The organism is Streptomyces sp. NPDC002537, from assembly GCF_053594975.1.
Genome location: NZ_JBSFWT010000003.1, coordinates 73,449 through 88,225, shown reverse-complemented (window position 1 = coordinate 88,225; position 14,777 = coordinate 73,449). Strand labels below are relative to the sequence as shown.

Here is a 14,777-nt window from a genome sequence, read left to right as displayed (position 1 = left end):
CTCTCCCTCAGCCAGTGGTGGTGTCGGCTAAGAACGGGAGGCCGGACCCGCGGAGCGCGTCCATGGCGACGGTGGGGGCGGGAGCCGGGCTGCTGCCGCGGGCTGCTTGCCAACCGCTGCCGGGGTGCGGATGGCTGCGCCGGGTCGAGCTCGACGAACACGGGACAGAGGGGGAGCCGTCGACGCGGATGTTCGAAATGAACTCACACACGACTCCCCCTGAGTCTCTACCGTGCGAACGGAACCGCCTTCGGCCTCACTCGCGGCCGCGGTTCAACGCTCAGGATTATGCATATTCCTTTCGAATATCCGCCACCCCCGAACAGGGGGTACTCACCATCTGCTGGCCAACCCCGGTGACTGCCGTCACCTTGCGCACGGCCTCCGGTTCGCAGAGCGATGTGGCGCTGTCCGGGGGAGCCAGCAGCCAGTGGATGCCGGGCGGATCCGTGTGATGGGGCGCGGGTACGGCGATGCTGTGGGACGGCCCGAAGCACTCGTAGGGCGGGCTCCACGAGCGCACGGTTCCTGGAGGCACCAGGGCGTAGCACCAGCCGTACGTCGTGTCCGCGATCACGGCGCTGTCGATCGCGGCGTCCCGGAAGACCGCCTCGACCGCTTCCCGGCCGTCCGAGTCGGCTTGAGAGTGGATCACCTCGACGGGGATCTGTACGACGTCGAACAGGACGCCTGTCAGGACTTGTGCCGGGTCGCCGCGGAGCCACCACCCCCGGGTGGGGACGAGCAATGCCTGAGAGAGCCACTTGGCGGCAGAGGAGCCTCCGTCGACGGCAGCCCCGTCCGATGACGGCGTCACCGGGGCCTCGCGTAGTAGAGCAGGGACTTGGCCGCCTGGGTGAGCGTGTGGACGACGGCCTCAGGTGCGGGGGACGGGTCTGCGTTGATCGTCCGGTCGGTGAGGAGTCTGCGGCCCCACGCCACCGCGCTGTGCAGTGCGGCGTCCCCGAACCCGCTTCTCCTCCGGTTCTCGGCCGCGGCCTCCACGAGCGGGATCAGGGCTTCGATAAGGGCGCGGAGCCCCTCCTCCAAGGCCTGCAATGCCTCCTCGTCCCGCGGGGTGAGTCCGCGGCTCATGCCTCTGGTGACCGCCTCGGCGTCCAGGATGATGGTCGGTGGAGTGGCAGTCATGGTGTCCCCGGCTTTCGGTGGCAAGTGCACGTGCAGGTGAGGGATTCGGTCTGGGTCGCGTTGGGCAGCGCTCCGACCCGGCGAATGGGTATGGCTCCCGGGCACCTCCGGTGGTGACCGCCTCGGCAGTCCGGAGTGGTGTGTGGGGTGGTGGGGCGCGTCACGGGCACGCCGGACCGCCGCGGGTGATGGAACCCAGGATCTGTCGCGCGGCGCCGAGCAGATGCGGACGGATGTCGCAGCCGTGAGGCAGGGGCATCGGCCGTCCGGTCCGGTAGTCCCACGGCGGGGTGTCCCAGCGAGCACCATGGGAAGGAGGAAGCGCCACCCAGCCCGCCGACCCGGTGTGGAGTTCCGTCACTGAGGCGGCGGCCCTCGCGATCGCTTGCCGTCCGCTGCCGGGCTGGGTGAAGAGGGTGGCGTGTTCGCCGTGGAGGAGACAGGGCGTGGCTGCCTCTCCACCGGCATCTCCGTCGATGCTGATCATGAGAGCCATGGCGATCTGCTTGGGCAGCGTGATGGCGTCGAACGTTGCTGTCGCGGCGATCAGGGATACGCCCGGGACGAGGTTGAGATCCTCCGGGGCGACCTCAGACGGATGCCCGGGAGACCGCTCGTCCAGAGGGTGGGCGCCGGGGGCAGGACAAGGGTCCGCTGAGCCTGAGTCCTGGCATGTGCAGCCGGCGCGCGGCCGGTAACGGTGTCCTGGCCTGACGGTCCATCCGAGTGTGGCGTAGGCGCGGGCGCAGGCCGCGGCGTCGCGACTGTGCACAAGCTCGAACATCCATACCCCATTGTGATCATGTGCGTGCCGTCCGTGACAGACAGGCAGTGTGGACCACGAAATGGGTAGCGCCCCCTAGCATTTCTAGGGGGCGCTTTCCGGGCTCGGACCTGCGCAGGTCAGCAGCTTCTCAGTGCACCAGTTCCATGTTCCGTACGAGCGAGGACAGGGCTGCGGCCTGCGACGGCACTCCGGCCCGGACGAGGTCCGAGACGAGCGCCCTGGCCATCGGGTCCGCGTAGACGTAGTACGGCGCGCCGGAGGCGGCTTTGCGTAGTGTCGTTACGGCTTGCGGGAGTTTGCCGAGTTTCTTGAACGCGCGCGCCTGGTCGATGTCGTAGTGGGTGCGGCGCTCGCGGGACGGGATCGCCGCGATGTTGGCCTCGGGTACCGCGTTCAAGCCGGTGCTGGGCTGGTCCACTTCCACGCCCACTTCCGCGGCGTGCACAGCGACGGTCCCTCTGCCGAAGACCGTGTGATTGGCGAGGTCGTGGAACTCGGGGCCGAGCCGGTCGGCGTCTTCCAGGGCGGCGTTGATGCGGGCCCAGGCATCGCCGGGCCGGGAATTCCGGGCCGATCCCACGGCGCACCGGAGCATCAACGCGCCGCGCAGAGAGAGCGCTTCAGGCCGCGGCTTCCGAGCCGTCGCCAGGGGCTCCAGGTCGCGGAGGGCGGCTTCCGCGACGGCGTGCATCTCCGGGATCGTGGCCTGGTGGAGTAGTGCTCCGCACCGGTCCCAGGCGACTGCTGCCTTCGTGAGGGGGTCGTCCAGTTTCGTGGCGGCACCGGCGGCCACCTCGGCTGACACCCATGCGAGGTCGGGGTATCCGAGCTGGTTGAGGCACATGCGGGCGGTCCGTGCGGCGTCGACGAGCAGCCGAAGTGCTTCGTCGCGGGAATCGTCGCCTTGGTACAGGAGGAGGGAGTTGAGGTCTTCCAGGAGCGCGGGCAGGACGTGGGCGACCAGCGGTAGGTTGGCGGCTTGGCGGGCGGCGGCCGCCCTGGCGTACTGCTTGCGAACGGCCTGAATGCCGACGCGGGCTCCGGTGGGTGCGAGCCCTGGGTGGCCGGAGAGGATGAGCCCTGCTCGGCGCAACCCTGTTCGCAGAGCGGGGATATGGGCGTGGGCCGCGGAGCCGCCAGCCCTCTGGAGCCGGTAGGGCTGCCCGAGAAGCCAGACGACGTCGACATCGCAGACGTCCGCGATGGCGGTGATGACCGAGTAGCGGTCGAGGGGCAGGCGGCCGGCCTCGACGTTCTGCATCCAGCTCTCAGTCCGGCCCAGCTGTCCGGACAGCTCTGCCTGCGTGAACCCTGCGGCGTTCCGGGCGATGCGCACCCGCTTACCGATGTGCTCGTCAGTGCCTTGGGGCATACTGAACTCCGTTCTGCGGTGACACCAGAACGGTAGCGCTGGGCAAGGCCCAGGAGAACGATGGTCGGCCCCCGTCTCACGGGGGCCGACGCATTGCTGTCGGCGGACTGAGAGTTGTCGCCTCCACGTTCCGCCGCTACTTCCAGACTGCCCGATTCGGGTGGTGGTTGGACATCTTGCCTGTCACCATGCGGGGTTGAGTACGTAATCGGCGCAGTGGCCGGAGCTGGGACAGGAGGTCGTCGCGGAGCCGAACCAGCGCAGTGACCAGCCGTCCAGGGGAGGGCGCCCGGTGTTACGGCGGTTCCGCAGGCCAAGGCTCTGAGCGCGTGATGGATCAGCAGATGGCCCAGATTCGGCCATCCGTACCCGCGGGAACGTCGCCGCCTCCGGGCTGCGGTGGTTGCCTGGCCGATTGAACGCCTTCCCGTTCTCAGTCGTACTGGCCGCATCCCAGCAGGCACTGTGTGCTGCCCACCGTCACCAGTTGCAGGCCCCGCCAGAACACACCCGGCGTCCCCTCGTCGGCCAGCGGCCGGCCCGTGACGGCGAACAGGATCCTCAACGGCTCGGGGCCTAGCTGCTCCCGGGCCTGAAATAGTGACGACTTGGCCGGAATCCGCCACGGTCCCAGCATCTCAGCCTGGCACAGGCCCTTGACCAGATGCCGGAGCACTTCCAGATAGGGTGCCAGCGAAACTAGGCCAATCCCAGAACGAAGTACACCGCCAGCCGCACGGGCAAAACCCGTCTGCGCCGCTCGGCCCGGCCGCACGCGGTAGCGACCCCGGCGTACCAGGCTCGGCGGATACGGCCAGGTCAGCAACCCCAAACCTGATGATTCCGGCAGGCTCTCAGCTACGGGCACCACCCCGAGCCTTGTGCCAGCAGCGCACGCCTTGCCCAACCAGCCCATAACGCAACGGCAATCGAATTCGGCCAGCGTTACCCATGAAATATCCATCCGAAACCAGGAAATGCGCCAACTGGGCTGCAGTTTTAGCCAACCCCTACCAGTAAAATTCCACTGGATGGCCAGAATGTCGCTTTTCTTTGCGCAGCCATAGACAAGCTAATTATCTTCTCTGTACATTGATCGCCGCATCTACAGCCGGGCACCGACTGATGATCGGAGTCCAGGGAGGCTCAACAAGGGGCGTTTCGGGGGGACGCAAGATGGCTGCGGCTCAGACATTTGCGACGCCGCTTACCCGGCTCACGATTGGCGAGCCGCTCGCAAATCCGAGCAACTCATTCTCTTTACCACCTTGTTGGCCGGATCCATCGGAAGTGCGATATTTAGTCAATGCACGATGGGAAACAAGCTCCCATCGACAGCCTCAAGGAAGGTTCATGCAGCGAATGAAAATTGCAAGGATGGCCACGGTTGGCCTGTGTGTGGCTGCCATATTCTCCGGGATTCCGTCGGTCAGCGCTTCGGCCGACAACCCGCCTAGACCGACGCTTCCGTCGATGCGATGCTATCCGGGGATGGCGTGCATTTACTACAATCGCGCCATGATGGGCGCCGTGGCACCTCTTCATCAAGGGGCAGACAATCACGATGTTCAAGTATTTAACCCGGGCACCGGAAATGGTCAGGGTGAGAAAATATGGAGGGCGGCGGCTTCGGCCGACAACCGCTCCGAGAGTGTGAGCTACTGCATCCACACCAACATGTGGTCTAAAGGCGCCTATGACGTTGTTTATGCAAATACGGCACTCCTGGGCGCCGAAGCGAGCTTCAACAATAACGCTTCCAGTAATTATTATCCACGCCATGAAGGGGGAGGTGGCCATTTCAAGGCCATCTCGAATGTCGAACACCGAAGTGCTGGCGAGCCCGTAAAGGCGGCGATCTTCAAGTGAAGGAGACAGGCGTGAGCAAAGTAATAGGCAAGAGCGCAGCAGGCGTTTTCTCGTCTGCAGCCGCGGCAGCCGTTTTTTTGTCTGGGTGTTCCACACCCTCGCCTGCTCACAGTCCGGAACAGTCCACCCCGGAGCATAAGGCGGTCACGAACCCGGAGGTTTCGAAAGACCTGGACACCATTGCGCGCAAGGGTGGGAATGTTCCAGACCTCTCACTCCCCATCATGTCCTACAGACTTTCGGGCAATGAACTCGCTCAGGTTGGACAGGCTAAGAACTCCCTTGTACAGCAATGCATGAAGGAGCTCGGATTCAGTGACTTCAAGCCTGCAGCCGCGCAGTTGAGCGGCTCCGGCTCGGACGACCTGCTCGAGCTCGACGACCTCCGCTACGGAACTTACAACGCAGGACAGGCCGCAAAAACTGGGTACAAGCCAGACTTCGTCGCCTCCGGTCGCAACAAGTTCGCCAACCCGCCGGCGGAACCGGAACGCACAGACGAAGAATGGCTGGCGCTGACCGGCACTCCCAAAGAACGTAGTGATGGCCGGCAGGGCCTCAGCGCGAAGCCAAAGTTGCGTAGCGGCCTGACTGTTCCAGAAGGAGGTTGCCTCGGTGAGTCCGCCACGAAGCTCACTGGTGGACAGCAGGTGATCCCCAACATCGTCCAGCGCCTAAATGGCGAAAGTTACCGCGCGTCGATGAAGGACCCTCGGGTCAAGCAAGCATTTGGGAAGTGGTCTGAGTGCATGAAGACCAAGGGCTACTCCTACTCAGATCCTATGCAGGCCAACGACGACCCCCGCTTCGCCTCAAATGTTTCCTCAGCCGAAGAGATCAAGACTGCAACTGCTGATGTCGCCTGCAAGACTTCGGTAAACCTCGTCGGAATTTGGCACTCCGCCGAAGTTGATATACAGAAGCAGCTCATCCAGAAGAACAGCGACGCCCTCGCGCAAGTCAAGAAGAGCAAGGAATCTCTCTTGGCAAGCGCCACCGCGGCTTCATCCAAGCGACCTTAAATAGCGAGATACGCCGAATTCCGGCTCACGAATCAGCCGCTTTAATGGAAGCCACCCATCAGCGTCGATACCTGAGCGACTATCGGAGAGCCTAAAAGTGCGACTTATTAGCGATCCCAGAGTTCCGCACCTCAAGAGGGACTCATGTAGCGTAAGCAGCTGACACGGCGGAATTCGCGTTTTTTCTGAAACGCGCCCCGACTCCTGCAAAAGAAGTAACCCTGCGCCCTCCTTCACCGGTAGAGCACAGGGTTATTTTGCGACCTGATACAGGATCCGCCAACCCGCCTTTGCGGTGGCGATAAAGCGCACAACTAGGGTCAGGCTGTACTGGGCCCACGGCAGTCGCGGAGCGAAATCACTGAAGATTCATAAGCTAAACCCTCTGCCGGCCGCCGTTCGCGCTGAAAATTCATGGCTTCTCACATAGGAGGAGAATGGTGAGGCACCGAAGAAAGATACGGGTTTCGCTTGCCGCCGCAGCGGCAGGAGCGGTCTTAGCGACCCTGCCGCAAGGAGCTGCAGTTGCCAGCGGACCCGACACAACGCCAGATAGGAAGAACGCTGGTTCAGATTCTGTCGCCCTAACGCAGCGCGGCCGAATCTTAGGCGAAGACTGGGGTAATTCCAAAGACCGAGCCTGGACCACCTCTGCTGACGTAGAGGGATTCCATGTACTCGTGGCCGACAAGAAGGACGGCTACTCCTGGCGCACCGCAGCAACGCTGAAAGAACCGGGCTTCGACGCCGACATGTGGATCGGTAACGCCTGCGTAACTGGTTCTGGCCAGCGTGCCGTCGTTGCCTACGCGCCACGAACCTTCACCAATCACCCCGAGCTGATGGCTCGGGGAGCCTTCACTGCCGTCGTCGACCTCTCTTCTGGCAGCGTAACGAAACTGGACCGTCAGGCATCACTGGCTTATTTCAGCCCTGGATGCGGCACTGGTGAGAACGCAGTGTTCACCGTAGCCGGGGGCGAGGACAAGAACGCGACACGTCTAATCACCATAGATGCTGCGACGGGCCGGCTGGACCAGCCGATCGAGGTGAAGGGGCAGGTCACCTCTGCCGTGCCCGTCGGCGGCAGTATCGTCGCCGCCGACGCAGCCCGGCTGGTGAAGATAAATAAGTCTGGACAGCGCACATCAGTCGCCCGCACGAACCAGATTCCCTTCCTCCTCAAACCTGACGCAGATGGCGGGCTCGTCTACATGGACCGGCCGACGTCCAAAGACGGCGCTCCCCTTGCCGCGCAGGGCGAGGTCAAACGGGTCAGCGCCACTGACCTCGCAAGGGAAGACGACAGGAAAACCAAGCCCGCGGTGCTCGCGAAGGGCACTCTGGCCCGAATGGACCTCGCCAGCAGTGCTGACGGGCAGGTGTTCATCACTGGGGATACCAAGGCTGCGTCAAAGATGCCTACGGTGGTGAGACGACGGACCGATGTTCCGAAGGAGTCCATCGCCACCACACGTGGCGAGGCGCTCGTCTCGAAGACCGCCTGGGCTGATGGCAAGGACTCTCGAGTCCGAGCGCCAGGAGCTGTCTCTGCCACGCGTCCGGTGCAGATTGACCTCAAGGTCCTCGGTACCGACAAGGAACCCGGATTCAGGATCACCCCTGGCGCATCGAACCTGGGAAACTCGACGCAGGGCGATGCGCCTTCGCCGGCCCTGAAGCAGTCTTCCGCGGTCAAGAAACAAGGTGTCGGTCGATCGGCGGTCACGGACGAGGACCAGCGATACTGCTCGGTTCCTCGCAACGACCCTGCCAAGCAAGCGATTCAACCCAAGCCCCGGCAGGTGGAGTGGGCGGTCGACCAGGCAATCACTGGGAACCTCAACAAGCTCATCTCGAGGCCGGAGAACTGGCGAAACCTGGGGATGGCGGCTTATCAACCCCAAACGCTCTTCCCTCCTGTCCCCTTGGATGGAGGAGGGCGGATCCCCGCTCAGGTGATGCTCGGTGTCACTGCCCAGGAATCCAACATGTGGCAGGCATCTCGCGTCGTGGTGCCAGGAGTAGCCGGAAACCCCCTGATTGGTAACTACTACGGCATCAAGTATGCGGCCAACGGCCAGCAGACTGATCCGTGGGGCATCAATTGGGACAAGGCAGACTGTGGTTACGGTGTCACCCAAGTCACTGATGGCATGCGCATGCACGGCAAGGAAAAGCCCGGCGAGACAGCCTTAACGGGGCTGCAGCAGGAGGCTGTCGCCCTGGACTACGCCACCAACATTTCTGCTGGCATCCGCATCTTGGCAGACAAGTGGAACCAAACCCGCAGAGACGGGCTCACCATCAACAACGGTAAGCCTCAATACATCGAGAACTGGTACTTCGCCCTTTGGGCCTATAACTCGGGGTACTACCCGAAGGATGAGGCGGGTAAGAACGGAGGGATGTGGGGTGTTGGCTTCACCAACAACCCTGCGAACCCCCTGTGGAAGGCCAACCGCACACCGTTCCTCGAATCCCCTGATGGGAAGGACGACTACAAACAGGCTGCACATCCCCAGGACTGGCCCTACCAGGAAAAGATCATGGGGTGGGCTGCCAGGCCGCTGGAGGCCCTCGAGTCGCCCGGCAAAATGGTCTCCGGGTTCCGGCAGGCAGGGTGGACCACGCCTAAGGACCGCACGGCCATGAAGGCGCCCGAGGGGACCTTCTGCACCTCGGCCAACCAGTGCGACCCGTCGAAGATCGGCCCGAACGACAAGAATGAACCCGGTCTGGGAGCCTGCACGCGCGATGACCTCAAATGCTGGTGGAATCAGCCAGCGTCATGGAAGAACTGTGATCGAGGGGCGCAATGCGGACAGGAAACCCTCCGGTTCAACGACACCTACGTAGAGGAGGCCTGGGGCGACGCCTACCCACCCACCTGCAGCACTGATGGGCTTCCCAGTAACGCGCTCATTGTGGACGACGTACCGGACAGCACGCCTACGCATCGTCCAGGCTGCACCCCTGCAAAGAAGTCAAGCGGCAAGTTCTCTCTGGACTTTGCATCCGACTCGGCACAGATTGACTTCCAGCAGCTTGGCGCTGGCTACGGAGGCCACTTCTGGTTCGCTCATACTCGTAAGGATGACGCTGACGGCCAGCGGATGAAGGTCACGGGCACCTGGGAGTTCACTGACAAGATCAGCAGTGCCGCTAAAGTGTTCGTGCATATACCTGACCATGGCGCCTATGCCCAGCAGGTAACTTATGTAATCGACACCGCCCGCGGCAAAAGACGTCGCACCATTAAGCAGAACGGCAATGGGGGCTGGGTCTCGCTTGGCGCCTTCAAGTTCGATGGAGCGCCAAAGGTTCAGCTCGACACACTTGCAGCAAATGGGACCGGGGACGCTGACGTCGCCTTCGATGCTGTGGCAGTCGCACCGGGTGACTATGCCGTAAACACCGTCGACATCAAGCTTCCGGCTGAAGATCCGAACGCTCCCGACATCGACTTCCCGGATGAGCCGACGTCCACCCCGTCCAGCGGCAAGAAGGGACTGGCGAGTCCCAAAACGAAGAACTGTACCGTGGTCGACCCCAAGACCAAGAAGTCGCTGTGCATTGAGCTCCGCCAAACCAGCCCCACCGCAGAAGGCAGGAGAGCTCTTGCAGCTGCGGCACCCGGGGACGGGTTCGTTACCTGGTGCCCAACCTATATGGGCAGGCATTTCACTCGGTACGAGGGGTGCATTCAGGAAGGCGAAGCAGTTGTCGCTCTCGTGACAGCGGACGGCATGCCGCTGGGTAGCGCCACATTTGCCATCAGGCAAGACATCAAGCTGTACCCGAACTCATCAGGCTTCAGCGAGTCCATGTATTTCGTCCCAACGAAGATCGATGACGCGCTTGGGCCCTTCACTCTCGATTGGGAGGGAGTCTGTAAGGGGAAATGCACAGACACTAAGTCTCAATGGATTGGGTCTCCGGCCTACACTTCGGCCACCGACCTGCATTCATCCGAGGTCTGGCGATCCCATCAATGGACCGGAACCTCGTCTGACGAGATGACTCTCTCCTGGAAGATGTGGGCGAATACTCCGAGAGGGCAGACAACGACTTCCGAGTGGGACGCGCAGGACTTCAAGATTCGCTGCGATAACCAGGTCGGCGCCTCGTCTGGCTGCGTTTTCCCGAACCACACATCCACCTTCACGCTCAACACGGCAAAGTATCCGTCAGCAGCGGCTTACTACTGGATTCTCCAAGAGAAGCTCGCTAGCCACCCAGGTAGCGAAAAGTACAACAAGCCGCTGCACCGGCTGGCAGACGACGATGCGGCTCAAAAAAACCGGGACAAAGTTTGCGATTCCAGCTTTGAGCCCCACCCAGACACGCCAGAAACGTCCTGCGATGAATATCCTTTTGCGAAATCTCAGGAAAGTGGAGGGCAGCTCAACATCAGTTCAGGCAAGGAGTGCGTGCAGATGTACACAAGTAAGGGCTCTGACGGCTCGTGGAGGCTTTACGATGATGACCGATACGCCCCTCCGACCTGGAACGAGGTCTGCGGTCGCGCCAACATTCCCAAGGGGCAAAACACGGGAGCCGGTGGTGACCTCGGAAGGTTCACTACAAAGTTCCGACTGCTCGACGGTGACGCCTATTGGGTTCACGCCCCGGGCTTCTAAAGCTGCACCAACTCCATCGGCGAGATCCAGCTTCGCCCATCGCGGAGTTAACTGAAGTCGCTCATGGATGAGGGTGGACAAGCGCCAGCGCTTGCCCACCCTCATTTCCTATGTCAGGAAGATATCCGCATGGCTAGTAGGGTGTCATGTTCGACTTGCTGGCGAGGAAGGCTTATTTGGAATTCCTCCTCGGCCAGTTGCAGAATTGCCTGAAGCGCATGGCCGCCAGGTTCCTTATTCGAGGCGAGGCCCACGTTCTCCATCGCGGCGATCAGATGATCCGGGTCTGTGCCAGATCTCAAGTGAGGCAGGGACGGATCGAATGCACAAACGATGTGCCCGTTCGTTGCGTGAATAAAGAAAATGCTCCCATCGGCCGTGTTCGCGATCACAACCGACTCGGTGCCTCGGGAGATTGCTTCAGCTATCTCACTCTGTATGCCGTGAGCCCCCCAGTTTTCGATGGCGTATGCCCACTCCCCGCACGAGCCTGCACGGATTACTGAGCCATCTGCCTCATCGAAAAGTTCTGCCTCCTCTGCTTCGGCGCGTGTCAGATCCTTGGCTGTTTCGGTAATTCCTCCGAGCCGTGAAAGAAGTCCATCAGGGGTCACACCCCGAACAAAAGAAACACAGAACCCCTCGCGGAAAGAGTGGGGAAGCCACCTAAGTCCATCTTGCGGCATGGGATCTCCTGGATTGTTGAACTATGAGGCATTTGATGGAAGTTGAGCCAGCATGCCGTTGCTGGAGGTGCAGACGGGCTCAGGCTCAGCCTCATTTTCTGACATGAACCGCTCCCACGTTTGAGCTTTTGCCAAGCTCGCTGACGAGGTGCGGATCGCTTCCAAGGACGGTATGTGCGTATGGCGACGATGGCCGGCGAGGCGGTGCCCGCGACCGCTGATTCGCTAATCCCAGCTGAGCTGGGGCCTTCGGGACCAGCACGGCTGGATGCGGGGCTGGGTGCGGCTCGCTACACCCATCGATTGACGACTGCTACCAGACGACGATCCCACCGCCCTTGGCCTTGGCTCTCAGCGCGGCGGCAACGATGTTGTCGAAGCGCTGGGTGACGTAGTCGGCGTAGTAGCCGCTCTGTTCGGCAAGGTGGTCGAGGTGAGGGCGGAGTGCCTCACACTCGGCGAGGAAGTCATCGATCTCGTCCGGCTCCACGAAGAGGTCAGCGCCGTCGAGCCGCGGGAAGAACCGGGAGCTCAAGGCCCGGATCGCCTCGGAGCCCCACAGCCGGGTCCGGGTGCTCTCGAAACCGGCCAGGGTATCGCCGTACTCGAGGTCTTCCAAGAAGTCGTGGCCGCCATCTGCGTCGTAGACAAAGGTGTGCACGAGGAGACTCATGGGCCGATTCTCATGAACGGGCCACGCCACGTCGAACGCATTGGCGGCCTGCCCCAACTCCGCCTGCGCCCGTAGAGCGAACCGGGGGATGGCAAAGGGCCCCGCCCCTGCCGGGTGGCAAGGGCGGGGCTTGAGGCGTTGCCTTGGCGGTCATTTCCCGATCACGCCCCAGATGGCGATGACGGCGGCGATCAGTCCGAGGGCGACGGGGACGATGGCGTGGTAGAGGCGCGCTTGGCGTTCTCGTTCGCGGCGTTCGGCTTCGCCCAGCTGGTGACGTTCGACTTCGTTCTCCAGGGCTTCCCTGGCTTCGACTTCTTTTTGCAGGCCCTGGGTGAGGGTGGTGATCAGCCGGTCGGTGTGGGCGGACTGGAGGGCGTGGACCTCGGTGGAGACCAGGCGGTCCAGGCGTGCGTTGATGCCGGCCATGCCGTCCTGGAACTCCCTTCGGAGGGCGTCGACGGTGCGTCCGAGTTCGCCGACGGACAGGTCATCGGCCATCGAGTGCCTCCGGTGCTCAGGAGGCTGCCGGACCGGTCGGCTTGGCAGCCGTGGTCTTGGGCGCGGGCAGGGCGCTGGCCGTGCCGGACCTATTGAGGAGTCCCGAGAGGGCGCCCTTGGCGATGGCGAGGGCGGCGGGTATCGCTGCGACGGCCGCTGCCTTCGCGGTGGACAGGTCCGTGACGGTACCGGCGAGGAGGAGGCCGAGGAACGCTTCGAGGTAGGTCGCGGCGGTTCTCTCGGCGAGGTCGAGGAGGAAGCGGGGCATGACGAGTCCGTTCTGTGAGGCGGGGAATCACCGTGCTGATCAAGGGGTTACCGGGGCGTCGGGCCCGGCGTGGGGGTCACCAGGTCTCCAGCGCGTAGGTGATGCCGGGCGTCGTCGTCTGGAGGCTGACCTTGACGTCGCCCGGGGTGAGCGGAACGTCGACGGTGCCCTTGGCGGAGGCGAGGGACACGGCCTGGATGGTGCGCCAGTTCGTGCCGTTGTGGATGGCGACGCGGACGCTGCCGCTGGGTGACGTGGCGGCGATCTGGTCCATGCCGAGGTGGAGGCGCCGGTTCGGGTACGCGCTCCAGGCCGTTCCGTTCGGCACCAGGACCACGGTGGGCTGGTCGCCGGGGATGACGGGGCCGGTGATCCATTGGGGCATGTCGTTCTCCTGGGAGGGTGGGGCGGGCTGGAAGGAAAGCGTCCAGGTGCGGAGTTCGCCGGCGCTGTCGAGACGGCAGTAGTCACGGTCGACACCTGCGTCGCTGTACTGGTGGAACAGCCAGTCCGCGGCGATCCCGGGATCGCCAGCGTTGCGTCCCGCCGTGGCGATCCACAGGAAATCCCCGTAGAAGCCCGTGGTGTCGACGTTCCGCCAGTAGTCGAGGTTCGCGTACATGCCGACCGGGTTGTGCGGCAGGCGCTGCTTCACGTACCGGAGCCAGGATTCCTTGTACGTGGCCTGGTCAGCGCGGGGCACGCTCCGGTTGGCATCGTCGTATCCCTCCCAGTCGAGGACGACGAGGTCGCCGGGCTGCCAGTTGACCTGGGCGAGGAAGAAGTCGGCTTCGCCAGTGGGGCTGTTGGCCATGTGGGGGTAGTGGTACGCGCCCCAGACCAGGCCGTCAGTCTTCGCGTGCTCTCGTTGTGAGACCCAGCGCGGATTCACGTAGCCGAGCCCTTCGGAGACCTTGACGAAGGCGAAGGACAACCCGCTCGTGTCGGGCTGCGACGGCTGGTAGGAGGCCCAGTCCTGCCCGTAGATGCCCATCAGAGACCCCCGTTGGCCGTCTGGTCCGCGGCGCCCACGCGGGCGGCGATCGCGTCGACTCGCTGGGCGAGGTAGGTCAGGGCCTGGTGGTCCGCGTCGGCCTTGAGGGAGCGCTTCTGATCGGCGCGGTTGGCGGTATTACCCAGCACCGGCAAGGCCCACAACTGGATGAGATTGCTGAGGAAGAGGCAGAACGTGAAGGGGTACGGGTCGGAACGCAACAGTGGCGCGCCGAGCGTGGCGAGTGTCATCCATCCCAGTTGCCAGATGACCAGGGCCCAGAAAGTCCTCATCGATCCGAAGACCATGTTCAGCTGGTCACCGATCTCGTTGTTCAGCGACTCGTGGGGGTGCCGAACCCGTGGGTGCTCGTTCACAGCAGGAAGCCTGGGACATACTGCGCGGCGGACCAGTCAGCCGCCGAGACCACGTGCACGCCAGCGCTGCCGCGGTGATGGTGGGTGCACAGCCACACCAGCTGCGACTCCCCCGATTCCAGCCATCGCTCGAAGCTCTCGCTGTCGTGGACCTCGGGGAAGTCCTTCATCACCAACGCCATGTCGACTTCGTTGGCCGCGGCGAATTCGACGGCCGCGTGGTGGAGTTCGAGGCCGCCGGAGCAGTGGGCCGCGGTGTCGTAGCGGACGGCTATGGCGCAGCGGGCGCTGTCCCTGGTGCGTCGCCGGTATTCCTCGAAGAGGTGGTAGTGCGGGTCGTCTTCGCGGGGCGCGTGGTCGGGGTAGTGGACGCGGTACCGGTGGGTGACAGCTTGGTCGTGGGCGGGGACGGGCCTGTGGTCATGGGCAGGCAAGG

The 14,777-nt window shown here is 63.2% G+C and carries 15 protein-coding genes; 3 read left to right on the top strand and 12 right to left on the bottom strand.

The window, feature by feature from the left end; genetic code table 11:
- Window positions 1-286: 286 nt before the first annotated feature.
- From ACWD4A_RS02295 to ACWD4A_RS02275, 5 genes are all read right to left on the bottom strand, one after another.
- The gene (locus ACWD4A_RS02295; RefSeq protein WP_451188215.1) at window positions 287-748 is read right to left on the bottom strand and encodes a hypothetical protein; all 462 of its coding nucleotides are present in this window, start codon (window positions 746-748) and stop codon (window positions 287-289) included.
- Between the two features lie 65 nt (window positions 749-813).
- Complete coding sequence (locus ACWD4A_RS02290) at window positions 814-1,149, bottom strand: hypothetical protein (RefSeq protein ID WP_451188212.1); 336 nt, start codon at window positions 1,147-1,149, stop codon at window positions 814-816.
- A gap of 160 nt (window positions 1,150-1,309) precedes the next feature.
- On the bottom strand, window positions 1,310-1,645 hold the full coding sequence (locus ACWD4A_RS02285) for a hypothetical protein (RefSeq protein WP_451188209.1): 336 nt from the start codon (window positions 1,643-1,645) through the stop codon (window positions 1,310-1,312).
- 418 nt (window positions 1,646-2,063) lie between these two features.
- The gene (locus ACWD4A_RS02280; protein ID WP_451188206.1) at window positions 2,064-3,308 is read right to left on the bottom strand and encodes a helix-turn-helix domain-containing protein; all 1,245 of its coding nucleotides are present in this window, start codon (window positions 3,306-3,308) and stop codon (window positions 2,064-2,066) included.
- A gap of 433 nt (window positions 3,309-3,741) precedes the next feature.
- On the bottom strand, window positions 3,742-4,272 hold the full coding sequence (locus ACWD4A_RS02275) for a transposase domain-containing protein (RefSeq protein ID WP_451188203.1): 531 nt from the start codon (window positions 4,270-4,272) through the stop codon (window positions 3,742-3,744).
- A 389-nt stretch (window positions 4,273-4,661) separates the two neighbouring features.
- On the opposite strand from ACWD4A_RS02275, the gene ACWD4A_RS02270 reads away from it, so the two are divergent.
- The 3 genes from ACWD4A_RS02270 (at window position 4,662) to ACWD4A_RS02260 (ending at window position 10,842) form a co-directional block, all read left to right on the top strand.
- Entirely contained in the window at window positions 4,662-5,177 is a 516-nt protein-coding gene (locus ACWD4A_RS02270) for a hypothetical protein (protein ID WP_451188200.1), read from the top strand.
- An 11-nt stretch (window positions 5,178-5,188) separates the two neighbouring features.
- Complete coding sequence (locus ACWD4A_RS02265) at window positions 5,189-6,199, top strand: hypothetical protein (RefSeq protein ID WP_451188197.1); 1,011 nt, start codon at window positions 5,189-5,191, stop codon at window positions 6,197-6,199.
- 680 nt (window positions 6,200-6,879) lie between these two features.
- Window positions 6,880-10,842, top strand: coding sequence for a golvesin C-terminal-like domain-containing protein (locus ACWD4A_RS02260; protein ID WP_451188194.1), 3,963 nt, complete (start codon window positions 6,880-6,882; stop codon window positions 10,840-10,842).
- A gap of 113 nt (window positions 10,843-10,955) precedes the next feature.
- Here ACWD4A_RS02260 and ACWD4A_RS02255 read toward each other — a convergent pair whose 3' ends face one another.
- The 7 genes from ACWD4A_RS02255 to ACWD4A_RS02225 form a co-directional block, all read right to left on the bottom strand.
- Complete coding sequence (locus ACWD4A_RS02255; protein WP_451188192.1) at window positions 10,956-11,528, bottom strand: DUF6461 domain-containing protein; 573 nt, start codon at window positions 11,526-11,528, stop codon at window positions 10,956-10,958.
- Window positions 11,529-11,841: 313 nt separating this feature from the next.
- Window positions 11,842-12,201 (bottom strand): hypothetical protein, encoded by a 360-nt coding sequence (locus ACWD4A_RS02250; protein ID WP_451188190.1) that lies wholly within the window; start codon window positions 12,199-12,201, stop codon window positions 11,842-11,844.
- A gap of 150 nt (window positions 12,202-12,351) precedes the next feature.
- Entirely contained in the window at window positions 12,352-12,702 is a 351-nt protein-coding gene (locus ACWD4A_RS02245) for a hypothetical protein (protein ID WP_451188187.1), read from the bottom strand.
- Between the two features lie 16 nt (window positions 12,703-12,718).
- Entirely contained in the window at window positions 12,719-12,970 is a 252-nt protein-coding gene (locus ACWD4A_RS02240) for a holin (protein ID WP_451188185.1), read from the bottom strand.
- 76 nt (window positions 12,971-13,046) lie between these two features.
- Complete coding sequence (locus ACWD4A_RS02235) at window positions 13,047-13,964, bottom strand: glycoside hydrolase family 25 protein (protein WP_451188184.1); 918 nt, start codon at window positions 13,962-13,964, stop codon at window positions 13,047-13,049.
- Entirely contained in the window at window positions 13,964-14,341 is a 378-nt protein-coding gene (locus ACWD4A_RS02230; RefSeq protein ID WP_451188182.1) for a DUF1003 domain-containing protein, read from the bottom strand. Before ACWD4A_RS02230 ends, ACWD4A_RS02235 begins: the two co-directional genes overlap by 1 nt.
- Window positions 14,338-14,775, bottom strand: a complete 438-nt coding sequence (locus tag ACWD4A_RS02225) for a hypothetical protein (RefSeq protein ID WP_451188180.1) — start codon at window positions 14,773-14,775, stop codon at window positions 14,338-14,340. The genes ACWD4A_RS02230 and ACWD4A_RS02225 overlap by 4 nt, the downstream gene beginning before the upstream one ends.
- Between the last annotated feature and the right edge of the window lie 2 nt (window positions 14,776-14,777).